22 protein-coding genes are annotated in these 22,698 nt (G+C 63.3%); 9 read left to right on the plus strand and 13 right to left on the minus strand.

The window, feature by feature from the left end:
* From BM416_RS28630 to BM416_RS28655, 6 genes are all read right to left on the minus strand, one after another.
* Window positions 1-149 (minus strand): helix-turn-helix domain-containing protein (locus BM416_RS28630; protein WP_092490221.1); only part of this gene is annotated, 149 nt, incomplete at its 3' end.
* Window positions 150-272: 123 nt separating this feature from the next.
* Complete coding sequence (locus BM416_RS28635) at window positions 273-1,292, minus strand: branched-chain amino acid aminotransferase (protein ID WP_065940198.1); 1,020 nt, start codon at window positions 1,290-1,292, stop codon at window positions 273-275.
* 103 nt (window positions 1,293-1,395) lie between these two features.
* On the minus strand, window positions 1,396-2,775 hold the full coding sequence (gene lpdA / locus BM416_RS28640) for a dihydrolipoyl dehydrogenase (protein WP_092490222.1): 1,380 nt from the start codon (window positions 2,773-2,775) through the stop codon (window positions 1,396-1,398).
* A gap of 4 nt (window positions 2,776-2,779) precedes the next feature.
* Window positions 2,780-4,036 (minus strand): dihydrolipoamide acetyltransferase family protein, encoded by a 1,257-nt coding sequence (locus tag BM416_RS28645; RefSeq protein WP_092490223.1) that lies wholly within the window; start codon window positions 4,034-4,036, stop codon window positions 2,780-2,782.
* Window positions 4,037-5,095 carry an alpha-ketoacid dehydrogenase subunit beta gene (locus BM416_RS28650; protein WP_065884833.1) on the minus strand — a complete coding sequence of 353 codons (1,059 nt, stop codon included), beginning with the start codon at window positions 5,093-5,095 and terminating at the stop codon, window positions 4,037-4,039.
* A 1-nt stretch (window position 5,096) separates the two neighbouring features.
* Window positions 5,097-6,332, minus strand: coding sequence for a 3-methyl-2-oxobutanoate dehydrogenase (2-methylpropanoyl-transferring) subunit alpha (locus BM416_RS28655; protein WP_092490224.1), 1,236 nt, complete (start codon window positions 6,330-6,332; stop codon window positions 5,097-5,099).
* 195 nt (window positions 6,333-6,527) lie between these two features.
* On the opposite strand from BM416_RS28655, the gene BM416_RS28660 reads away from it, so the two are divergent.
* Both BM416_RS28660 and BM416_RS28665 read left to right on the plus strand, forming a co-directional pair.
* Window positions 6,528-7,010 (plus strand): Lrp/AsnC family transcriptional regulator, encoded by a 483-nt coding sequence (locus tag BM416_RS28660; protein ID WP_027606189.1) that lies wholly within the window; start codon window positions 6,528-6,530, stop codon window positions 7,008-7,010.
* 182 nt (window positions 7,011-7,192) lie between these two features.
* Complete coding sequence (locus BM416_RS28665; RefSeq protein ID WP_371856076.1) at window positions 7,193-8,812, plus strand: methyl-accepting chemotaxis protein; 1,620 nt, start codon at window positions 7,193-7,195, stop codon at window positions 8,810-8,812.
* A 58-nt stretch (window positions 8,813-8,870) separates the two neighbouring features.
* Here the strand turns inward: BM416_RS28665 and BM416_RS28670 are convergent, their stop codons facing one another.
* Entirely contained in the window at window positions 8,871-9,734 is an 864-nt protein-coding gene (locus tag BM416_RS28670; RefSeq protein WP_092490226.1) for an MBL fold metallo-hydrolase, read from the minus strand.
* A 94-nt stretch (window positions 9,735-9,828) separates the two neighbouring features.
* On the opposite strand from BM416_RS28670, the gene BM416_RS28675 reads away from it, so the two are divergent.
* From BM416_RS28675 to BM416_RS28695, 5 genes are all read left to right on the plus strand, one after another.
* Window positions 9,829-10,164 (plus strand): ArsR/SmtB family transcription factor, encoded by a 336-nt coding sequence (locus BM416_RS28675; RefSeq protein ID WP_017527038.1) that lies wholly within the window; start codon window positions 9,829-9,831, stop codon window positions 10,162-10,164.
* Between the two features lie 51 nt (window positions 10,165-10,215).
* On the plus strand, window positions 10,216-11,460 hold the full coding sequence (locus BM416_RS28680) for an NAD(P)/FAD-dependent oxidoreductase (RefSeq protein ID WP_092490227.1): 1,245 nt from the start codon (window positions 10,216-10,218) through the stop codon (window positions 11,458-11,460).
* Window positions 11,461-12,267 (plus strand): sulfite exporter TauE/SafE family protein, encoded by an 807-nt coding sequence (locus BM416_RS28685; RefSeq protein WP_092490228.1) that lies wholly within the window; start codon window positions 11,461-11,463, stop codon window positions 12,265-12,267.
* Window positions 12,268-12,433: 166 nt separating this feature from the next.
* Window positions 12,434-13,579: a nitric oxide-sensing protein NosP gene (nosP, locus tag BM416_RS28690; RefSeq protein WP_074847233.1), complete on the plus strand. Its 1,146-nt coding sequence runs from the start codon at window positions 12,434-12,436 to the stop codon at window positions 13,577-13,579.
* Window positions 13,521-15,464, plus strand: a complete 1,944-nt coding sequence (locus BM416_RS28695) for a PAS domain-containing hybrid sensor histidine kinase/response regulator (protein WP_092490229.1) — start codon at window positions 13,521-13,523, stop codon at window positions 15,462-15,464. Before nosP ends, BM416_RS28695 begins: the two co-directional genes overlap by 59 nt.
* Window positions 15,465-15,592: 128 nt before the next feature.
* Here BM416_RS28695 and BM416_RS28700 read toward each other — a convergent pair whose 3' ends face one another.
* The 6 genes from BM416_RS28700 to BM416_RS28725 all read right to left on the minus strand — a co-directional run bounded on the left by BM416_RS28700 (window position 15,593) and on the right by BM416_RS28725 (window position 20,617).
* A complete protein-coding gene (locus BM416_RS28700; RefSeq protein WP_010209341.1) occupies window positions 15,593-16,258 on the minus strand; it encodes a response regulator transcription factor in 666 nt (221 codons plus the stop codon).
* 15 nt (window positions 16,259-16,273) lie between these two features.
* Complete coding sequence (locus BM416_RS28705) at window positions 16,274-16,822, minus strand: PQQ-dependent catabolism-associated CXXCW motif protein (RefSeq protein WP_092490230.1); 549 nt, start codon at window positions 16,820-16,822, stop codon at window positions 16,274-16,276.
* 107 nt (window positions 16,823-16,929) lie between these two features.
* Window positions 16,930-17,721 carry an ABC transporter permease gene (locus BM416_RS28710; RefSeq protein ID WP_092490231.1) on the minus strand — a complete coding sequence of 264 codons (792 nt, stop codon included), beginning with the start codon at window positions 17,719-17,721 and terminating at the stop codon, window positions 16,930-16,932.
* The gene (locus BM416_RS28715) at window positions 17,718-18,458 is read right to left on the minus strand and encodes an ABC transporter ATP-binding protein (protein WP_092490232.1); all 741 of its coding nucleotides are present in this window, start codon (window positions 18,456-18,458) and stop codon (window positions 17,718-17,720) included. Before BM416_RS28715 ends, BM416_RS28710 begins: the two co-directional genes overlap by 4 nt.
* Window positions 18,455-19,414: a YVTN family beta-propeller repeat protein gene (locus BM416_RS28720; RefSeq protein ID WP_065940185.1), complete on the minus strand. Its 960-nt coding sequence runs from the start codon at window positions 19,412-19,414 to the stop codon at window positions 18,455-18,457. The genes BM416_RS28715 and BM416_RS28720 overlap by 4 nt, the downstream gene beginning before the upstream one ends.
* A gap of 30 nt (window positions 19,415-19,444) precedes the next feature.
* Window positions 19,445-20,617 carry an ABC transporter substrate-binding protein gene (locus tag BM416_RS28725; RefSeq protein ID WP_092490233.1) on the minus strand — a complete coding sequence of 391 codons (1,173 nt, stop codon included), beginning with the start codon at window positions 20,615-20,617 and terminating at the stop codon, window positions 19,445-19,447.
* Window positions 20,618-20,785: 168 nt separating this feature from the next.
* Between BM416_RS28725 and BM416_RS28730 the strand changes: the two genes are divergently transcribed.
* Together BM416_RS28730 and BM416_RS28735 are read left to right on the plus strand one after the other, a co-directional pair.
* The gene (locus tag BM416_RS28730) at window positions 20,786-22,048 is read left to right on the plus strand and encodes a sensor histidine kinase (protein WP_092490260.1); all 1,263 of its coding nucleotides are present in this window, start codon (window positions 20,786-20,788) and stop codon (window positions 22,046-22,048) included.
* Entirely contained in the window at window positions 22,045-22,671 is a 627-nt protein-coding gene (locus BM416_RS28735) for a response regulator transcription factor (protein ID WP_092490234.1), read from the plus strand. The genes BM416_RS28730 and BM416_RS28735 overlap by 4 nt, the downstream gene beginning before the upstream one ends.
* Window positions 22,672-22,698 lie beyond the last annotated feature (27 nt).

Here is a 22,698-nt window from a genome sequence, read left to right on the forward strand (position 1 = left end):
TCGCCGTCGTGCCGGGCAATCCACTTATCGACGGTAGGTCGGCTAACGTCAAAGCGGCGTGCCAACTGGCTTTTGGTGAAGTTGCCAGAAAGCCAATCAGCTACCAGCTTGATTCTTTGATTCATGGGGGACTCTTGGTTCCAGGGCATGATCAGTTACCTCCTGATCATGCGTATTAGCCTGTAAACCATGTCCCCGGTTAGAAATGTAAACGATGTCCCCGGTTTGTACCGGGGCAAGCCCCCTCCCACATGGGATATGCGTTGAGCCTGTTAGACCTTAACGATCCAACCCGCTGGCGCTTCGACGTCGCCGGTCTGCACGCCGGTCAGCTCTTTGTAGAGCTTCTGGGTGATCGGGCCGACTTCGGTCTCGCTGTGGAACACATGCAACTGGCCGTTGTACTGGATACCGCCGATCGGCGAGATCACTGCCGCAGTCCCGCAGGCACCGGCTTCCTTGAACTGATCCAGCTTGTCGATGAACACCTCGCCTTCGACCACTTCCAGGCCCAGGCGGGTCTGGGCCAGTTCGATCAGCGACAGGCGGGTGATGCCTGGCAGCACCGAAGGTGACTTCGGTGTGATGAACTGGTTGTCGTGGGTGATCCCGAAGAAGTTGGCCGAGCCGACTTCTTCGATTTTCGAGTGGGTCATCGGGTCCAGGTAGATCGCGTCGGCGAAACCGGATTTCTTCGCTTCCGAGCCCGGCATCAGGCTGGCGGCGTAGTTGCCACCGACCTTGGCCGCGCCGGTGCCCTGTGGCGCGGCGCGGTCGAAGGTGGAGATCTGGAAGTTGTGCGGCACCAGGCCGCCTTTGAAGTAGGCGCCGACCGGGATGCAGAACACCGAGAAGATGAACTCCGGCGCGGTGCGCACGCCGATGTTGTCACCGGTGCCGATCACGAATGGGCGCAGGTACAGCGCGCCGCCGCTGCCGTAGGGCGGGATGAACCGCTCGTTGGCCTTGACCACTTGCTTGCACGCGTCGATGAACGCGTCGGTCGGGACGTGGGGCATCAGCAGGCGGGCGCAGCTGCGCTGCATGCGCGCGGCGTTCTGGTCCGGGCGGAACAGGTTGATCGAGCCGTCCTTGCAGCGGTAGGCCTTGAGGCCTTCGAAGCACTGTTGGCCGTAGTGCAGGGCGGTAGAGCCCTCGCTGATGTGCAGCACGTTGTCGTCGGTCAGGGTGCCGGTTTGCCATTCGCCGTTTTTCCAGACCTGGAGAAACCGCTTGTCGGTCTTGATGTAGTCAAAACCCAGCTTGTCCCAATTGATGCTTTCGTTACCCATGACACCCTCTATCTTTGGTCAAGTCGGTTTTTTTCTGAATGGGCGCAACAATACTTCATTCCCGGGCCCGTTCGCATCCCCTGTAGCGCCCTCGCCACAAACGCTATAGGTGCAAGGCGTGGCCCAGGGCCCGCAGCGCAGCTTCCTGCACCGCCTCGCCAAGCGTCGGATGGGCGTGGATAGTGCCGGCCACGTCTTCCAGGCGCGCGCCCATTTCCAGGCTCAGGCCGAAGGCGGTGGACAGCTCGGACACGCCGGCGCCGACCGCTTGCCAGCCGACAATCAGGTGATTGTCCCGTCGCGCCACCACCCGCACGAAGCCGGTTTTCGACTCCAGGGTCATCGCGCGGCCGTTGGCGGCAAACGGGAAGCTCGACACGATGCAGTCCAGGCCGGCGGCCTTGGCGTCGTCGGGCGTCTTGCCGACCACCACCAGTTCCGGGTCGGTGAAGCACACCGCCGGGATCGCGGCCGGGTTGAATTCGCGGGATTGACCGCTGATCAGTTCGGCGACCATTTCTCCCTGGGCCATCGCTCGGTGCGCCAGCATCGGCTCGCCGCTCAGGTCGCCGATGGCATACACGTTGCGCATGCTGGTCTGGCAGCGGCTGTCTATCTTGATCGCCGCGCCGTTCATCTCCAGGTTCAGCGCTTCGAGGTTCCAACCCTGGGTGTTGGGTTTGCGACCAACGGCAACCAGCACCTGATCGGTTGTCAGCGACAGGATGTCGCCATTCGGGTCGCGTACTTGCAGGCTGCCATCGGCAAAACCCGTGACGCTGTGCTTGAGGTACAGCTTCACGCCCAACTGCTTGAGGGATTCGTGCACCGGTTGCGTCAGCTCGGCGTCGTAGGCCGGCAGGATGCGGTCCTGGGCCTCGACCACACTGACCTCGGCGCCGAGCTTGCGATACGCAATCCCCAGCTCCAGGCCGATGTAGCCGCCGCCCACCACAATCAGGCGCTTGGGCACGCGGGTCGGCGCCAGGGCTTCGGTGGACGAGATGATCGGCCCGCCAATCGGCAGCATCGGCAGGTTGACGCTTGTCGAACCGGTGGCCAGCAGCAGGTGTTCGCACTGGATGCGCTGGTCGCCGACGTCGACGGTCTTGCCGTCCACCACCTTGGCCCAGCCGTGGATCACCTGCACTTTGTGCTTTTTAAGCAGTGCGGCGACACCGGTGGTCAGGCGGTCGACGATGCCGTCTTTCCATTCCACGCTTTTGCGGATGTCCAGGGTCGGCACGTCCACCTCGATTCCCAACCGGGAACCCTGGCTGTGGTGCACGGTTTGCTGGAACTGCTCGGCCACGTGAATCAAGGCCTTGGACGGAATGCAGCCGATATTCAGGCAGGTGCCGCCCAACGCCTGGCCTTCCACCAGGATGGTCGGGATGCCCAGCTGGCCGGCACGAATGGCGGCCACATAACCGCCAGGGCCGCCGCCGATAATCAGCAGCGTGGTATGCAATGTCTGGGTCATGCCCTTACTCCAGGAACAGGCTGGCGGGTTGTTCGAGCAGGCCGCGAATGGCCTGGATGAATTGCGCCGCGTCCATGCCATCGACCACGCGGTGATCGAAGGAGCTGGAGAGGTTCATCATCTTGCGGATCACGATCTGGCCCTTGATCACCATCGGCCGCTCGACGATACGGTTGACGCCGACGATGGCCACCTCCGGCAGGTTCAGCACCGGGGTGCTGACGATACCGCCCAGGGCGCCCAGGCTGGTCAGGGTAATGCTCGAACCGGACAGCTCATCGCGGCTGGCCTTGCCATTGCGCGCGGCGCTGGCCAAGCGCGCGATTTCCTCAGCGTTGCCCCACAGGCTGCGCGCTTCGGCGTGACGCACCACCGGCACCATCAGGCCCACGTCGCTCTGGGTGGCGACGCCCACATGCACTGCGCCGAGGCGGGTGATGACCTGGGCTTCGTCGTCGTAGCGCGCGTTGATCTGCGGGAAGTCCCGCAGCGCCATGACCATGGCGCGCACGATAAACGGCAGCAACGTCAGCTTGCCGCGCGTGGCGCCGTGCTTCTCGTTGAGGTGCACGCGCAGCTCGTCGAGGGCGGTGACGTCGATCTCTTCCACATAGCTGAAATGCGCGGCGCGCCGGGTGGCGTCCTGCATGCGCTGGGCGATCTTGCGGCGCATGCCGATCACCGGGATCTGTTCTTCGTCGTTGCGTTCGGCGTAAGGATTGGCGGCCGTCGAAGGCTTTGAAGCCCCTTGTTGCAGGTAGGCCTCGAGGTCTTCGTGCAGGATCCGCCCGGCGGGGCCGGAGCCCTGTACCAGACGCAGTTGAATCCCGGCATCCAGCGCATGCTTGCGCACGGCGGGGGAGGCCAGGGGGCGTTCGTCGGCCTCGCGGGCCACGGGGGCCTGTGCGGTCACGACGGGCGCGGGCTTGTTTTCAACCACCGGTGCAGGTTTGGCCTCGACAACGGGCGCAGCCTTGGGCGCTTCTTTCGCCACCGGCACGTCTTTGGCGTTACCCGCACCTTCCACTTCAATGCTGATCAGAATACTGCCCACCGCCATGACTTCACCCGGCTCGCCGCCGAGGGCAATCACCTTGCCATGGACCGGCGAGGGAATGTCCACCATCGCCTTGTCGGTCATCACATCCGCCAGCACCTGGTCTTCGACGACCATGTCGCCGACCTTCACATGCCACTGCGACAATTCAACTTCCGCGATGCCTTCGCCAATGTCCGGCATCTTGATAACGTGCGTGCCCATTCAGACCTCCATGACCCGTTTCAACGCCGCGCCCACTCGGGACGGGCCTGGGAAATACGCCCACTCCTGCGCGTGCGGGTAGGGGGTGTCCCAACCGGTGACGCGTTCGATCGGCGCTTCCAGGTGGTGGAAGCAATGCTCCTGCACCAGCGCTACCAACTCGGCACCAAAGCCGCAGGTGCGGGTGGCTTCGTGCACCACCACGCAACGGCCGGTCTTCTTCACGGACTTGACGATGGTATCCAGGTCCAGCGGCCACAGGCTGCGCAGGTCGATGACTTCGGCGTCGATGCCGGTTTCTTCGGCGGCGACCTGCGACACATACACAGTGGTGCCGTAGGTCAGCACAGTGACGGCCGAGCCCGGACGCACGATGGCGGCCACGTCCAGCGGCACCGTGTAGTAACCGTCCGGAACTTGCGCTTGCGGGTGTTTCGACCACGGTGTTACCGGGCGGTCGTGGTGGCCGTCGAACGGGCCGTTGTACAGGCGCTTGGGCTCAAGGAAGATCACCGGGTCATCGTTCTCGATGGAGGCAATCAGCAGACCCTTGGCGTCATAGGGGTTGGACGGCATCACCGTACGCAGGCCGCAGACCTGGGTGAACACCGCTTCGATGCTCTGGCTGTGGGTCTGGCCGCCGTAGATGCCGCCGCCGCAGGGCATGCGCATGGTCAAGGGCGCGGTGAACTGGCCGGCCGAGCGATAACGCAGGCGCGCCGCTTCGGAGATGATCTGGTCGGTGGCGGGGTAGACGTAGTCGGCGAACTGGATCTCGGCCACCGGCCGCAGGCCGTAGGCACCCATGCCCACGGCCACGCCGATAATGCCGCTTTCGGAGATCGGTGCGTCGAACACCCGCGAGCTGCCGTATTTGGTCTGCAAGCCTTCGGTGCAGCGGAATACACCGCCGAAGTAACCGACGTCCTGGCCGAACACCACCACGTTGTCATCACGTTCAAGCATCACATCCATGGCCGAGCGCAGGGCCTGGATCATGGTCATGGTGGTGGTGGTCATGGCGGTTTCCAATTCGATGCTGTTGTTGTGATCGTTCATGTCAGATCCCCAACTCTTGACGCTGGCGCTTCAGGTGCTCCGGCATCTCTTTATAGACGTCTTCGAACATGGTCGCGGCGCTTGGGATCTGGCCACCGGCCAGGGTGCCGTACTGTTCGGCCTGTTTCTGCGCGGCGATCACCTCGGCTTCCAGTTCGGCACTGACCGCCGCGTGCTCCTCTTCGGACCACTGGCCAATCCTGATCAGGTGCTGCTTGAGGCGGGCAATCGGGTCGCCCAGCGGGAAGTGGCTCCAGTCGTCGGCGGGGCGGTATTTGGACGGATCGTCCGAGGTGGAGTGCGGACCGGCACGGTAGGTGACCCATTCGATCAGGGTTGGGCCGAGGTTGCGGCGCGCACGCTCGGCGGCCCAGGCGGAGGCGGCGTACACCGCGATAAAGTCGTTGCCGTCCACGCGCAGGGAGGCGATGCCACAGCCGACGCCGCGTCCGGCGAAGGTGGTGGCTTCACCACCGGCGATGGCCTGGAAGGTGGAGATGGCCCACTGGTTGTTGACCACGTTGAGAATCACCGGCGCGCGGTACACGTGGGCGAAGGTGAGGGCGGTGTGGAAGTCGGATTCGGCGGTGGCGCCGTCACCGATCCAGGCCGAGGCGATCTTGGTATCGCCCTTGATGGCCGAGGCCATGCCCCAGCCCACACCCTGTACGAATTGGGTGGCAAGGTTGCCGGAAATGGTGAAGAAACCTGCGTCCTTGACCGAATACATGATAGGCAACTGGCGACCCTTGAGCGGGTCGCGCTCGTTGGACAGCAACTGGCAGATCAGGTCCACCAGCGGCACGTCGCGGGCCATCAGGATGCTTTGCTGGCGGTAGGTGGGGAAGCACATGTCGTCGATGTTCAAGGCCAGGGCCTGGGCGCTGCCGATGGCTTCTTCGCCAAGGCTTTGCATGTAGAACGACATTTTTTTCTGACGCTGGGCGACCACCATGCGGTTGTCGAAGATCCGCGTCTTGAGCATGGCGCGCATGCCTTTGCGCATGACTTCAACGGGAACCCCTTCGGCCCACGGGCCCAGGGCCTGGCCCTGGTCGTCGAGCACGCGGATCAGGCCCTTGGCCAGGTCGGCGGTGTCGGCGGGTTCTACGTCGATGGCGGGTTTGCGCACCAGGCCTGCGTCGGTCAGGCGCAGGTAGGTAAAGTCGGTCTTGCAGCCTGGACGGCCCGAGGGTTCGGGCACGTGCAGGCGAAGGGGTTCGTACTGCTGGGTCATGGCTTTCTACGCTCTATCTTGTGAATTTCTTGTAGTGGGCGCGCTAGCTGACAGTCCGTCTTCGGGTAGAAGAAATCTTGTCCTACAACAATCATAGGCGTGGCTTAGAAGAATATTTATCTGTGTTTCATTGCGCCCGCGATCATTTGCGGATAAAAAACCTGCATAAACATAATAAACAGGTGATTTTGTCTCATGCGCAAACTGGACCGTACCGATATCGGCATTCTCAACGCCCTGCAGGAGAATGCGCGGATTACCAACGCCGACCTGGCCCGCTCGGTCAACCTGTCGCCTACACCCTGTTTCAACCGGGTCAAGGCGATGGAGGAACTGGGCCTGATTCGCGAGCAAGTCACGCTGCTTGACGCCGATCTGCTGGGGCTGCACGTCAACGTGTTTATCCATGTGAGCCTGGAAAAGCAGAACGAGCTGGCGTTGCAGCAGTTCGAAGGCGCGATTTCCGACCGGCCCGAGGTGATGGAGTGCTACTTGATGGCCGGCGATCCGGACTATTTGATCCGGGTGTTGGTGCCGACGATCCAGTCGCTGGAGCGTTTCATGATGGACTTCCTGACCAAGGTGCCGGGGGTCGCCAACATCCGCTCGAGCTTTGCCCTCAAGCAAGTGCGCTACAAGACGGCGCTGCCATTGCCGCCGGGTGGATTAATGGTTTGATCCCAATAGGAGGCTGCACCGCTGATCCTGATAGTTAGCCAAGTAATAATCAGGGCGGGCTTTTTATTTTTAGTTAATGAAAAATTGCATCAGCGGTCACGTATTTTTCACACGCATTTCAACACATTGGCCCCATGAGGCCGTGAAGTTCGCGGCCCAGGAAGGGGTAAGCCGCGATGTCCATGAGAGCCTTGAAGTTGAACTTCCGTACCACACTGTGTTTTGGCCTGGTGTGCCTTTTGCTGCTGATACAAGGGGCAATGACCCTGATAAAAGTCGATAAGGTCTATTCGTCGACGGTTGAAATCGAAACTAACTGGCTCCCCAGTATTCGGTTGGCGGGTGAAATAGATTCGGCGTTTTATAAACTTCGTCTCGATCTACGTCGTTATGCCATGGATATCAGCCGCCAGGATCCGGCCTCCCTGGAAAAACTCAAGGCGACCCGTACCGAAGCCCTCGAAATTGCCGAACGCTATGGGCCGTTAGTCTCAGGCCCCGAAGAGCAAGCCAAGTACAACGACGCCTTAACCGGCATAAAGAACTACAGCCAGAAGATAGACGAATTTCTTGCGCAAGCCTCCACCCTGTCCGCTGAACAGATGTCGACCTACCTGCGCGAAGTCAACGGGCCGATTGCCCTGGATGTGCAGCGTTCCATCAGCGAGTTGATCGCGTTGAATGAACGGGGCTCCAAGGCGGCGGTGCAGGTGGCTTCCAGCGAATATGACGCGGCGCGTCTGTTCACCTGGATATTGATGGCCGCCTCCTTGCTGATCACCGTCGTGGTAGCAAGCCTGTTTACCCGCAGCATCATTACTCCGGTGCGTGAATTGCTGGTATCGACCGGCAAGATTGCCGACGGCGATCTGCGCGTGGCGATTGCCATCAATGGCAATGACGAGTTGACCGCGTTGCAACGGTCCACCGCGTCCATGCAAATGAACCTGAAAAGTACCTTGCAGCACATCTCCGAGGCGTCCGGGCAATTGGCTTCGGCGGCGGAGGAGATGAGCGCCATCACCCGCGAGTCCAGCGCCGGTATTGAACGCCAAAGCATGGAAACCGATCAGGCCGCCACGGCGGTGAACCAAATGACGGCAGCAGTTGAAGAAGTGGCGCGCAATGCGGTGTCGGCGTCCCAGTCCACCCAGGACTCCCAACGCTCGGCCAAAGTCGGCCAGGAGCGTGTGACGCAAACCATCGCCTCCATCGAGAAGCTCAGCGCCACGGTGCAGCAGACCGGCGTCGAAGTCGAAGGGCTCGCCAAGCAGGCCCAGGATATTGCGCGGGTGGTTGAAGTGATCCGCTCGATTGCCGAGCAAACCAACCTGCTGGCCTTGAACGCCGCCATTGAAGCCGCCAGGGCAGGGGAGCAGGGCCGGGGCTTTGCGGTGGTGGCCGACGAAGTGCGGGCACTGGCCCATAGAACACAGACCTCGACCCAGGAAATCGAGCAGATGATCGCGAAAATCCAGACGTGCTCCAGCGAAGCGGTGTCGTCCATGGCCCTCAACCGCAACGAAGCGGTGGATTCACTGAAGATCGCCCATGAAGCAGGCCTGGCGATTACTCAGATCACCGAGGCCATCGCCGACATCAATGACCGCAACCTGTTGATCGCCACAGCCTCCGAGGAACAGGCCCATGTGGCCCGCTCGGTGGACCAGAACCTGATCAGCATCCGTGATCTTTCCATCCAGAGTTCTTCAGCGGCCGGCCAGACCTCGATCGCCAGTCAAGAACTGTCGAGGCTGGCGGTGGACCTCAAGCAGATCGTGTCGAAATTTGCCGTAGCCTGATCACACCTGCGCAACACCCCAGGAGCATGGAACGGCATGGACGCCATGCAGGACGGCCTTAGAGCTGGTTCAACGGAATCTTCAAGTACACCACCCCGTTCTCCTCCGCTGGCGGCATATGACCGGCCCGCACATTCACCTGGATCGCCGGCAACAACAGCGTGGGCATCCCCAGCCCGGCATCGCGTTGGGTGCGCATCGCCACGAACGCCGCTTCATCCACCCCGTCATGCACATGGATATTGCCCGCGCGCTGTTCCGCCACGCTGGTCAGGCATTTGGCCTCGCGGCCTTCGGGCGGGTAGTCATGGCATACATACAGCTGGGTGTCGGGGGCAAAGGCCAGCAGTTTGCGCATCGACGCATACAGCTGGCGCGCATCGCCGCCGGGGAAGTCGCAGCGGGCGGTGCCGACATCGGGCATGAACAGGGTGTCGCCCACCAGGATCAAGCGGTCGTCGATCAGGTAGGCCATGTCCGCCGGGGTATGCCCGGGCACGTGCAGGGCCTGGGCCTTGATGGTACCGATGTGGAAGATTTCATCCGGCGCAAACAGGTGGTCGAACTGCGAGCCATCGACGCGAAATTCCGGCTCCAGGTTGAAAAGATGCTTGAACACGTCCTGCACCTTGCTGATGCTCTGGCCGATGGCGATCTTGCCGCCCAGGGTGCGGCGCAGGTACGGCGCAGCCGACAGGTGGTCGGCATGGGCGTGGGTTTCCAGCAGCCATTGCACCTGCAAGCCGTGCTCACGCACAAAGGCAATGACCTTGTCGGCCTGGGCGGTGTCGGTGCGTCCGGAGGCCGGGTCGTAATTGAGCACCGAATCGACGATGGCACAGGGGCCGCCGTCCGTTTCATAGACGACGTAGGTGTAGGTCGACGATGCCTCGTCCAGAAAGGAATGAATCAACGCTGACATGACGGCTGCCCCTGATGTTGAAAAAAGTGATTACAATCACTTTACATTTACACATAATGTTTTGAGCTTAAGTGACGCAAAGGACCCGAGGCAAATGGAATCTACTCTGAGTGAAGGCGAAGTCGCCCAGTTGCGCGCGTCGGCGTCCAAGGCCTGTGCCTTGCTCAAGGCCCTGGCCAATGAGGATCGGTTGTTGATTCTGTGCCAGTTGACCCAGGGCGAGCGCAACGTCGGCGAGCTGGAAACCATGACCGGCGTACGCCAGCCCACGCTGTCACAGCAGTTGGGCATCCTGCGTGACGAAGGGCTGGTCGCCACCCGTCGCGAAGGCAAGTACATCTTCTACGGGCTGGCCAGCCATGAAGTGATCCAAGTGATGAAGACACTGTCCGGCCTTTACTGCGGCGCGGTGATAAAAAGCTGGGCGTGACGCCATACGGCAGCGACCCTTGTGTGCATTGACGATAAAAGGCAATAGACCATGACCGACCAACACTGGGGGCCAACCATCAGTGGCGATATCGTCGTCATCGGCGGCGGTTCGGCAGGCATCGGCCTGCTGGCCAGCCTGCTCAAGCGCGACCCCGACCTCAACATCACCCTGATCGAACCCAGCGATCATCACTGCTACCAGCCGGCCTGGACCCTGGTCGGCGGCGGCGCCTACGACCTGGAAAAAACCCGACGCCCCCTGGCCGACGTGCTGCCCAATGGCGTCACTTGGGTGCAGGCTGCCGTTACCGAGTTGCTGCCGGATGAGGACACCCTGGTGCTCGACAGCGGCCAGCGGGTGACCTGGAACAACCTGATCGTCTGCCCCGGCCTGCGCCTGGCCTGGGAGAAGGTCGAAGGCCTGGAAGAGACCCTGGGCCAGCACGGCGTCACCTCCAATTACAGCTACGAAAGCGCCGCCTACACCTGGCAACTGGTGCAGCAACTCAAGGGCGGCAAGGCGATCTTTACGCAGCCGGCCATGCCGATCAAATGCGCGGGTGCGCCGCAAAAGGCCATGTACCTGTCCTGCGATCACTGGCTCAGGCAGGGCGACCTCAAGCACATCGACGTCGAATTCAACCTGGCCGGCGCGGCGCTGTTCGGCGTGGCGACCTTTGTGCCGCCGTTGATGAAGTACGTGGAGAAATACCACGCGCGCCTGGCGTTCAACGCCAACCTGGTCAAGGTCGACGGACCGGTGCGCAAGGCCTGGTTCGAGGTGAAGGACGCCGAGGGCAACGTCACCGTCGAGGAAAAATCCTTCGACCTGCTGCATGTGGTGCCGCCGCAAGTTGCGCCGGATTTCATTCGCCACAGCCCGTTGGCCGACGCCGCCGGCTGGTGCGAGGTGAACCCCCACAGCCTGCAACACCTGCGCTACCCGCACATCTTCGGCCTGGGCGATGTGTGCGGCACCACCAATGCCAAGACCGCCGCCGCGGTGCGCAAGCAAATCGTGGTGGTCGCCGAAAACCTGCTGGCCCTGCGCAAACAGGCGCCGCTGCCGCTCAAGTACGACGGCTACGGTTCGTGCCCGCTGACGGTGGAGAAGGGCAAGGTGGTGCTGGCCGAGTTCGGCTACGGCGGCAAGCTGCTGCCGACCTTTCCCCTCGACCCGACCCGGGCGCGCCGTTCGATGTGGTTCCTCAAAGCCACATTGCTGCCGTGGTTCTACTGGAACGGCATGCTCAAGGGCCGCGAGTGGCTGACCCGTCTGAGCAAGGTGGATTGAATGCTGCTGGCCAGTGTGTTGGGGATGTTGATGGGCCTGGTCATGGGCCTGACCGGCGCGGGCGGCGGCATCCTCGGGGTACCGGCGCTGGTGCTGGGGCTGGGCTTGACGATGACCCAGGCCGCGCCGGTGTCGTTGCTGGCGGTGGGCGCGGCCGCGGCCGTCGGGGCGATTGACGGCTTGCGCCACGGCCTGGTGCGTTACCGCGCCGCGCTGTTGATCGCGTTGCTTGGCGCGCTGTTTTCGCCGGTCGGGGTGTTTCTCGCCCACCAAATGCCGGAGCCCGTATTGATGGGGCTGTTCAGCGCCTTGATGGTGCTGGTGGCCTGGCGCATGTTGCAGCGCGAAAAGCTTGAGGCCGGGCCGAGCGATCATGGCGCGGCGTTCTGGGGCCAGAAGAACTGCATGCTCAACCAGCAGACCGGGCGCCTGGCCTGGACCGCCAAATGCAGCGCCACCCTGGCCGCACTGGGCGCGGTGACCGGGGCGGTCTCGGGTTTGCTCGGGGTGGGCGGCGGCTTTCTGATCGTACCGGCGTTCAAGCAACTCACCGACGTGCAGATGCGCGGCATCGTCGCCACGTCGCTGATGGTGATCAGCCTGATTTCGCTGATCGGCGTGGCCGGCGCGTTCCATGCCGGGGTGCGCATCGAACCCATGGGTTGGGTGTTCATCGCGGCGAGTATCGTCGGCATGCTGATCGGCCGGCGCTTGTGTTCGGTGATTGCCGCACGCACCTTGCAGGTGGGGTTTGCCAGCCTTTGTGTGCTGGTGGCGATTGGCATGCTGGTCAACGCCGTGCTCTGAACCTGAAATGCAATCCAAATGTGGTAGGGGGCTTGCCCCCTCCCACATTTGAGTCTCCCTTGTTTTTGAGCGATTCATCCCATCGCATGCCCCCACCCAGTACCCAAGTAGCATAGGTCCCACCCTCCGCCCTTCGTACACTCATGCTTCAGAGGGGGAGGCAACGATGCACAACAGTGAAGGCGTAGTCAGTGCCATGTCCCAGGCCACCGATGCCGGGCAGGCCGCCGAGGAGTTGGCGCGGCAACTGTTGCATCCGTACCTGGGCTTCGTGCTGTTTTTCTGCTCGGCGTCCTACGACCTGCAGGCCCTGGGCCGCGCCCTGCAGGAGTGTTTCGGCAACGTACGCGTGGTGGGCTGCACCAGCGCTGGCGAGATCACGCCCCAGGGCTACGGCCGCAATTGCATTACGGCGATGGGCTTCAACCATGCGCACTTTTCCATCGCCACGGAACTGATCGACCAGGTGGAACACTTCAGCCTGATCGACGCCCAGCAGATGGTCGAACGTCTGGTCGGCGGTTGCCGCAGCAATACCCTGGCACCGATCAAGGGCAACACCTTCGCCCTGACCCTGCTCGATGGCCTGTCCAGTCGCGAAGAAATGGTGCTCGCCGCCCTCAGCGCGGCGCTCGGCGACATTCCGCATTTCGGCGGTTCGGCCGGCGACGACAACTTCCTCACCCACACCCACGTGTACTTCAACGGCGCCTTCCACAGCGGCGCGGCGGTGGTGGTGCTGGTCAATACCTGGCTGGATTTCGAGGTGTTCACCACCCACCACATCCTGCCGCGCAGCGAAAAACTGGTGGTGACCGGCGCCGACAGCCCGTCGCGCCGGGTCTTCGAGCTTAACGCCGAACCCGCCGCCGAAGAGTACGCGCGGCATATCGGCGTGGCCGTGGCCGACCTCGACCACCGCGTCTTCGCGGCGCACCCGCTGGCGGTGCGCATCCATGACCAGTACTACGTGCGCGCGATCCAGCAAGTGCACGACGACCTCAGCCTGAGTTTCTACTGCGCGGTGGAAAACGGCATCGTCCTTACCGTGATGAAGCCCGGACCGATCCTGCCAAACCTGCAAACCCTGTTCGACGGCCTGCAAGCGCGCCTTGGCGACCTGCTGTTGACCATCGGCTGCGACTGCTTCCTGCGCCGCCTGGAGTTGGAAGACTCAGGCAATCTGGAACAGATCGGCGGTTTCCTGCGCGACCAGCGGGTGATGGGTTTCAACACCTACGGAGAACAGTTCAATGGCATGCATATCAACCAGACCTTCACCGGGGTCGCCATTGCCCGAGGCCGGCGCTGAACTGCTCGCCCAGGTTGCCCAGCTGCAACAGGACAACCACAAGCTGGCACGGATCAACGCGGCGCTGATCGAGCGCATCGAGTCCGGCATGGCCCAGGGCAATAACCCCTACACCACCTTCCAGCATTCGGTGGTGCTGGCCGAGCAGGTGCGCGAACGCACCGACGCGCTGAACCAGGCGATGGCCGAACTCAAGGCCAGCAACCACTTGCTGATCAACGCCCGGCTGCGCGCCGAAACCCTGCGCGGCGAACAGGCGGCGGCGCAAAAGGCCCAGGAAAGCGAACGCTGGATTCGCCTGATCACCGATAACGTCCCGGCCCTGATCGGCTACCTGAATGCCGACCTGGTCTATGAGTTCACCAATAAAGTCTATGAAGAATGGTATTGCTGGCCGCGCGGCATGATGCTCGGCCAGAGCCTGCGTGAAGTCCACAGCGAACAGCATTGCCAGCGCCTGGATGCCTACGTCGCCCGCGCCCTGGCCGGGGAAAGCGTGACCTTCGAATTCGCCGAGACCAACATCAATAACCAGGAGCGCTACATGCTGCGTTCCTATGTGCCGAATATGCTGGCCAGCGGCGAAGTGGTGGGGATCTTCGTGCTGATCCGCGACATCACCGAACGCCGCCGTACCGCCGAAGCCCTGCACCAGGCCTATCAGCACCTGGAGCAACGCGTGGCCCAGCGCACCTCGGAACTCACCGCGCTCAACGATCAGTTATTGCAGGAGATCGACGAGCGCCGGCGCATGGAGGCGCGCCTGCGCGAAGCCAAGCTCGAGGCCGAGCAGGCCAACCTGTCGAAAACCAAATTTCTCGCCGCCGTCAGCCATGACCTGCTGCAACCCCTGAACGCGGCGCGCCTGTTTACCAGCGCATTGCTGGAGCGGCCCAGCGAAACCCTGGTGCGCAACGTGAGCAATTCCCTGGAAGACGTGGAAAACCTGCTGGGCACCCTGGTGGATATTTCCAAGCTGGATGCCGGGGTGATCAAGGCCGACATCGCGCCGTTTGCCCTGAGTGAATTGCTCGACAACCTGGCCGTCGAGTACACCGAATTGGCCCGCAGCGAAGGCCTGGAATTGCATTTTGTCGGCTGTTCGGCACTGGTGCGCAGCGATATCCAGTTGCTGGCGCGGATTCTGCGCAACCTGCTGAGCAATGCGCTTCGCTACACCTACAAGGGGCGGGTGGTACTGGGCTGTCGCCGCCAGCATCAGCGTTTGTCGATCCAGGTGTGGGACAGCGGCATGGGTATCGCCGAGGAGCGCCTGGAAGAGATCTTCCAGGAGTTCAAGCGCGGCGATGTGCAGCGGCCCGACCAGGACCGTGGGCTGGGCCTGGGGCTGGCGATCGTGGAAAAGATCGCCGGGATCCTGGGGCATCGCATCAGCGTCAAATCCTGGCCGGGCAAGGGCTCGATGTTCTCGGTAGAGGTGCCGTTGAGCGCCACGGCGCCCAAGTCGCTGCCAATGCTGGCCATGAGCGAGCCGATGCTCGAACGCCTGCAAGGCGCGCGGGTGTGGGTCCTGGATAACGACGCGGCGATCTGCGCGGGCATGCGCACCTTGCTCGAAGGCTGGGGCTGCCAGGTGATCACCGCGTTGTCCGAGCAGGACCTGGCGCGGCAGGTGGACAACTACCATGCCGAAGCCGACCTGCTGATCGCCGACTACCACCTCGACGACGACCAGAACGGCGTCGACGCCGTCGCCCGCATCAATGGGCGCCGCGGCCGCGCGATCCCGGCGCTGATGATCACCGCCAACTACAGCAATGAACTCAAGCTGCAAATTCGCGAGTTGGGGCACACGCTGATGCACAAGCCGGTACGCCCGATGAAACTCAAGACCGCCATGAGCCACCTGCTCGGCCGGCCCTGACAAACAGAGAACCAATGTGGGAGGGGGCTTGCCCCCGATAGCAGAGTGTCAGTCGACATCTAATTGACTGATGCACCGCCATCGAGGCAAGCCCCCTCCCACCTTTGATTTGTGTTGTGTCAGATGGGTCAGCGGCGCAGGTACGAGCCGAAATCGATATCCCCGGCACTGAGGATCGCCTGCACCCGGTTATGCACATTCAACTTGCGCAGGATCGCCGACACATGGGCCTTCACCGTGGTCTCGGCAATCTCCAGGGTGTAGGCGATCTGCTTGTTCGACTCGCCCTTGGTCATGCGCTCCAGCACCAGCAACTGCTTGCGCGTCAGGGCTTGCAGCAGTTCGGGGGCGAAGCCGGGGTTTTCGTTGAGGCGCCGGTGGGTGCCGGGCTTCTGGGTGCGGATGATGTCCGGCGGCAGGTACACGTTGCCGTTGAGAATCTGCTGGATCGCCTCGGTCATTTGCAGGCGCGGCGAGGACTTGGTGATAAAACCCACGGCGCCGTAGGTGATGGCTTGCAGCACGACCTGCTTGTCCTGCTCGGCCGAGACGATCACCACCGGAATGGTCGGTGCCTCGTTGCGCAGGTTGATCAGGCCATTGAGGCCATGCATGCCGGGCATGTTCAGGTCGAGCAGGATCAGGTCGAGGTCGTCGTGTTCCTGGGTCAATGCCAGGGCGCTGTCGAGGTCGGCGGTTTCCATCACTTCGCTGCCGGGGAAGCCGTCGCTGATGACGTTATGGATCGCTTCGCGAAACAGTGGGTGATCGTCGGCAATCAGGATTTTGTACATGGCCGTTCACCTTTCTTATTGTGAGGTTTGAAATGGCTCGGGTTGGGCGACCGTCACCGGCAGCTTCGCCGCTTCCCAGGCATCCAGGCCGTCGCGATACCAGTACACAGAGGTATAGCCGAGGTTGGCGGCACGTTTTACCGCGTTCCAACTCAGCCAGCAATCGGAGCGGCAATAGAAGACCAACGGTCGCTTGAGGTCGCCGCCGCTGTAGGCATACAAGTGGCGCACGAAATAGCTTTGCCACTCCGGCGTCAGGTCGCCGTCGCCGGTATTGGCCAGCCAGTGGCTGCCGGGCAGGTTGGCGTGGGGCTGGTCTTCGATGAAGCGGCCTTGCAGCCATTGGCGGCGGTACACATCGATCAGCACTGGCGCCGGGCTTTGGTTGAGCAGGGTTTGCAGGGCCGCGGTGTCGACGATCGTGGCGCCTGGCAGGTGGTCGGGCGTGGGGCTGCGGTACAGGCTGATGCGGTAGCCCTCGGCGGAAAACAGTGGGGCGTCAGCCTGGACGTGGGCGACGAACAGGCACAGCAGCGCCAATAGAGGCAGTCGGGCAGGCAGCATGGCAGGACAATCCTTATCGTTATGCATGCATTACACGTGAGTCCCGAGCCCTTGGGAATGCGACGATAGACAGGAAAACCAGTACCAAAGTAGTAGTTTTGCCACCCTTAGCCTTTTTTGCGCAACGCCGCATGCTGGGGATTGAAGGTCAGCACCGCCAACACTGCGAACAGCACGGTCAAGCCCAGGCACACCGCCAGGGCCAGGCCGGCGAAGCGTTCGTACAGGGCAAAGCGCACCAGCTCCACGGCGTGGGTAAACGGGTTGACCGCACACAGCCAGTACAGCCATTCACTGGAGTCGCGCATCTTCCACAGCGGGTACAGCGCCGATGACAGGAAAAACAGCGGGAAGATCACGAAGTTCATCACCCCGGCAAAGTTCTCCAGCTGGCGAATCGCATTCGACAGCAACAGGCCCAGGGCACTCAACATCAAGGCCACCAGCAGCAACGCCGGCAGGGCGACGACCAGCCCCATGGCCGGCGGTTGCACGCCGTACACCCAGGCGATCGCCAGGAACCCATACACCTGCAACAGCGAAATCAGCGCGGTGGCCAACAGCTTGCTGCACAGCAAGAATGTGCGCGGCAACGGGCTGGTCAGCAGCACGCGCATGCTGCCCATCTCGCGGTCGTAGACCATCGACAGCGAGCCTTGCATGCCGTTGAACAGCAGGATCATGCAGGCCAGCCCCGGAATGATGTACACCTCGTAGGGGATGTAGGTGTCGTAGGGTTCGATCACCGAGATGCCCAGCGCAGCGCGGAACCCGGCGGCGAACACCAGCAGCCACAGTAACGGGCGCACCAGCGCGCTGAGAAACCGCGTGCGCTGCAACACAAAGCGCAGCCACTCGCGCAGGACGATGCCGCGCAGGCATTGCCAGTAAGCGTTCATGCCGCCGCTCCCGTCGTGGTGGGGCGAGTCAAGTGCGCGAACACGCTGCCCAGATCGCCGCCTTGCTGCGCGATCAAGGCAGCGACTTGCCCACTGGCCACCAGGCGGCCCTGATGCAGGATCATCAAGGCATCGTCGGCCTGTACTTCGTCGAGCAGGTGAGTGGTCCACAGCACGCTGATGCCCTGTTCGCGGCACAGGCCGCGCACGTGCTGGTTCAGCGCCAGGCGGCTGGCGGGGTCGAGGCCGACGCTGGCCTCATCCAACAGCAGCAGGCGCGGCTCATGCAGCAATGCGCGGGCGATTTCCACGCGGCGGCGGTGCCCGCCGTTCAGTTCGCGGACTTTTTCCCGGCGCCGTTCGGTGAGGGCCTGGCGGGCCAGTTCGGCGGCGACGCGCAGGTCGGTCTGGCGCCGCGATAAACCATGCAGCGCGGCGTGGTAGCGCAGGTTCTGTTCCACGCTCAAATCCAGGTCCAGGGTGCTCTGCTGGAACACCACACCCAGCTGGGTGAGGGCCGCACGCGGCGCCTCACGCAGGGAATGACCGCCCACGCGAATATCGCCGCTTTGCAGGTCATACAGCCGCGTGAGCAGGGCGATCAAGGTGGATTTGCCGGCGCCATTGGGCCCCAGCAGCGCCGCAAAACGCCCTGGCGCCAGGCTGAAACTCACCTCGCACAAGGCCTGCCGTGCGCCGTAGGCGAAGTTCAGGTCGCGCACCTCCAGGGCGTTCATGGCGTGACCACCACGCCCCACGGATAACGCCCGACCTTCACCGACTTGATCACCTTGAGGCTGTCCACATCGATCACCGACACATCACCGCTCACGCCGTTGGTGGCCAGCAACTGTTTCTCGTCCGGGGTAAATGCCATCTGCCACACGCGGCGGCCCACCAACAGGTAGTCGAGGACCTCGAAGGTCCTGGCGTCGATCACCGCCACATGGTTGGCCGGGCCGAGGGCGACAAAGCCGTACTTGCCGTCGGCGCTGAGCTTGATGCCGACCGGCTGGACTTTGTCCGGGTGCACGCCCTTGATCTTGAAGGTCAGGGTCTTGAGGATCGCGCGGCTGGCCACGTCGAGGATGGTCACGGTGCCGCCGATTTCCGCCGAGGCCCACAGCTGCGAGCCATCGTGGTTGAACTCGACGAAGCGCGGGCGCTGGTCCACCAGGGTGCTGTCGGCCAGGGTCTGGGTGCTGGTGTCGATCCAGTGCAGCATGTTGGTGGTTTCGCTGGTGTTCACCGCCCACTTGCCATCCGGGCTCACGGCCATGCCTTCGGGCTCGACGCCGACGTTGATCTGGCCGAGCACCTTGGAGGTCTCGGTGTCGATCACGGTGACCAGCGCATCGTCTTCGTTGGATACGTACAGCCAGCGGTTATTGGGGTGCAGGGCGAACTGCTCGGGGTCTTTGCCGGAGGGCAGTTCCTTGATGATCCTGCGCGTGGCCACGTCCATCACCTGCACGCGGTCCGAGTCGCTGGCGCAGATGTACAGCAGCTTGTTGTCATGGGACAGCAGCAAGCCTCGCGGACGCTGGCCGACCTTGAGGGTGTCGGTGACTTGCAGGGTCTGCATGTCGATCAGGCTCAGGCTGTTGTCTTTCTCGTTGGAGACCCAGGCGGTACTGGCCACGGCGTGCCCGGCGGCAAGCAGCAGGGCGCATGGGAGCAGGGTGCGGCGCATGGCGGATTCCTTATTATTGTGGGTAGGTGATCAAGGGAAGCGGCAGGTCACCTCGGGTTTGTCATAGCCCAGGCTGTCCATTTCGTTGGTGGGGTGCAGGAAACCGTCCTGGGGCGAGGTGCTGACCAGCGCGCGGGGCTGCACGATGGGAATCGGCTGGCGCAGTTGGCCGTTCCAGGGGCGGTAGCTGAGCTTGCGACCCTTGAAGCCGTCCAGGGGCAGTTGCTCGCTGATTTCCACTTGGCGGATCGCCATGGGCTCGACCTGGCGCAACTTGCTCACTGCACTGGCGACGCTGCGCACGGCCATCCAGGCGGCGAAGTCACGGTCGTTCATCCAGCGCCCGGCCAGGGCCTCGAAGCGTTTCTGCAATTGGGCGGCGCCGTAGGTCTCGACGGTTTTGTGCCAGCCGGTGGGCGTCAGGCCCTGGGTGCCGGCGACGGGGCGCGGGTACCAGGTCTGGTAGGGCACGTACTCGCCGAAGTCGCCGCGCTCGTCGGCCACCAGCACCACGTCGTATTCGGCGGTCTGGGTGAACAGCGGCATATCCGCCTGGGCGCTGCGGCGCTGGTCGTTATCGAAGCGCCAGGCCTTTTCCGCCACCAGCTGCACGCCGAAGCGTTTGGCGGCGCGCCGCAGGGCGGCGGCGTAGGCCTGGTCATCCTCGGTGGGGCCGACGATCAGCAGTGCTTTCTGCCATTTGCGCACTACCAGGAACTGCGCCAGGGCATCGGCGAGCATCGCGCGGCTGGGCAGGGTATGCAGCACGTTGCCCAGGCAGTCGCTGCTGCGCAGGCGGTCATCCGGGCTGCCGGCGTTGAACAGCAGGCTGTCGGGCAGGGCTGCGCTGAGTTGGCGCAGGCTGGCGGCGGGTGCGTTGATCACGAACAGGCGCAGGCCCTGGGCATGCTGGGCCTGGGCGGCGGCGAGCAGGGCGTCCGGGGTGTCCACCGTGGCGCTGGTCAGGCTGTAGCGCTGGTTGAGAAAGGCGCCGGTGCTGTTGCTGTCGATGATCGCCAGTTCAGCGCCGCGCTGCCCGGTATCGGCGGGCTCGGCAATCACATTCGAGAGCAGCGGGCCCGGATCGGGCCGATAGCCCAGGTAGCCGATCTGCACCTGCAAGGGCGCTTCGGCGGCCTGGCCGGTGGCGGCCCAGGCGATTGCCAGCAGGCAGATCACGGCGTAGGGGGCGAGCTGGCGCATAGGGCACTCCATGACAGGTAGCGCCAGCATAGGAACCCTGAACGTCGCTGCAAATATGCAGAAAGTAGCGCTGGGGCAGTACCAAGGTAGTAGCCCCGGGCGCGCGGTGTGGTTTTAGCATGGAGCACCACGGGCTCTATCCACAGGAGTGACACCAGCATGCGCGTCTTGTCGGCCTTGTGGCGCATCAACCTATGGGTGTGCGGCTTTTTCGCCCTGGTGACCTGCGCCTGCACCGCGCTGTTGCTGCATCAGGCCCTGGCCGATGTGGGGCGCGAGCTGCAATCGGCCGAAGCGGTGGTGCATTACCTGAGCGAAACCGCCGCGCGCGATCCGGCCAGCCTGCAACCCCACCTCACCGCGAGTTTGCGCCATGTCCGCGTGCACTGGCTGGCGAGCGGCGACACCGTGCAAGCGCCGGACGCGGACGGGCTGGACGCCTGGCTCGGGCAGCTATTGTTTGCCGAGGCGCGGCGCAGTGCCCAGGTGCTGGACTTGCCGGACGGCCGGCGTGTGTCCATCGCTGTCGACCCACGGGATGAAATCGACGAGGTCTGGGACTCCCTGCAACAACTGCTGGGCCTGTGCGCCCTGGCCCTGGCCCTGAGCCTGTTGACCATCCGCTGGGCGGTGCGCCGGGGCATGGGCGTGCTGGATGAATTGCTGCGCGCACTGCAACAGGTGTGCGCCGGCCAGCTCAATGTGCGCCTGCGCAGCCAAGGCGCGCCGGAAGCACGCCAACTGGCGCTGCACTTCAACCGCATGACCGACGCCCTGGAGCAGGCGCGCACCGATAACACCCGGCTTACCCAGACCCTGCTGGCGGTGCAGGAGCAGGAGCGCACCCACCTGGCCCAGACCCTGCACGATGACCTCGGCCAATACCTGGCCGGCATTCGCGCCCAGGCCTGCCTGTTGCGCCTGGCCACCGACCAGCCGCACCTGCTGGCGCCCACGGTGGCGCAACTCGAGGATCACTGCGAGCACTTGCAGCAAGGCTTCCGGGCACTGGTCCACGACCTTTATCCGGTGGCCCTGCAACACCTGCCGATGGCCGAGGCGTTTGCGCTGCTGGTCACCCAGTGGCAGGCCAGCCACGGCATTCCCTGCCACCTGCAGGTCAGCACCGACCTGCCGCTGTTGCCCGGCGCCAGCAAGACTCATCTGTACCGCCTGCTCCAGGAAGCCCTGACCAACATCCTGCGGCATGCCGACGCCAGCCAGGTGCACGTGCGCCTGCAACACCACGGTTCGCGCCTGCGCCTGTGGGTGCGCGATAACGGTCGCGGTGCCCACCCGCCCCAGCGCCCCGGCGTGGGCCTGTATTCGATGGCCGAACGCGCCCGTTGCCTGGGCGGCGAATTGAAGATCATCAGCCACCCCGGCGCCGGCTGGGCGTTGGCGTTGAACATGCCGTTGGAGGCCTCATGAATATTCTGTTGGTGGATGACCACGCGGTGGTACGCCAGGGCTATGCCAGCCTGTTGCGTGCGCTGCTGCCGGCCGTTGAAGTGCGCGAGGCGGCCAGTGGCGAAGAGGCGTTGAGCCGGGTCCAGGAAGCGCTGCCGCACCTGGTGATCATGGACTTCGGCCTGCCGGGCATCAGCGGCCTGGAAACCACCCGCCGCCTGCGCCAGCGCCTGCCGCACCTGCGCGTGCTGTTTTTCAGCATGCACGACGAGTTGCCCCTGGTGCGCCAGGCCCTGGAGGCCGGGGCCTCAGGCTACCTGACCAAAAGCTCGGCACCCGAAGTGTTGATCGAAGCGGTGCGGCGCATCCTCGACGGCCACGCCTACATCGAGCAGGCCCTGGCCACCGAACTGGCCTATACCCCCAGCGATCAACGCTTGCAGGGCATGACCCCGCGTGAACTGGAGATTTTCCTGATGCTGGCCAGGGGCACGCCCACCCGAACGATTGCCGACCAGCTGAATATCAGCAGCAAGACCGTGTCCAATCACCTGACCTTGCTCAAGAGCAAATTGCAGGTGAGTTCCCATGCCGAGCTGGTGCACCTGGGGATCGACATGGGCGTGGTGCGGGTGGTTGGATAACCGGGTGCGCACACATCCACTGTGGGA

Source organism: Pseudomonas sp. NFACC42-2, assembly GCF_900116055.1.
Taxonomy (GTDB): domain Bacteria; phylum Pseudomonadota; class Gammaproteobacteria; order Pseudomonadales; family Pseudomonadaceae; genus Aquipseudomonas; species Aquipseudomonas marginalis.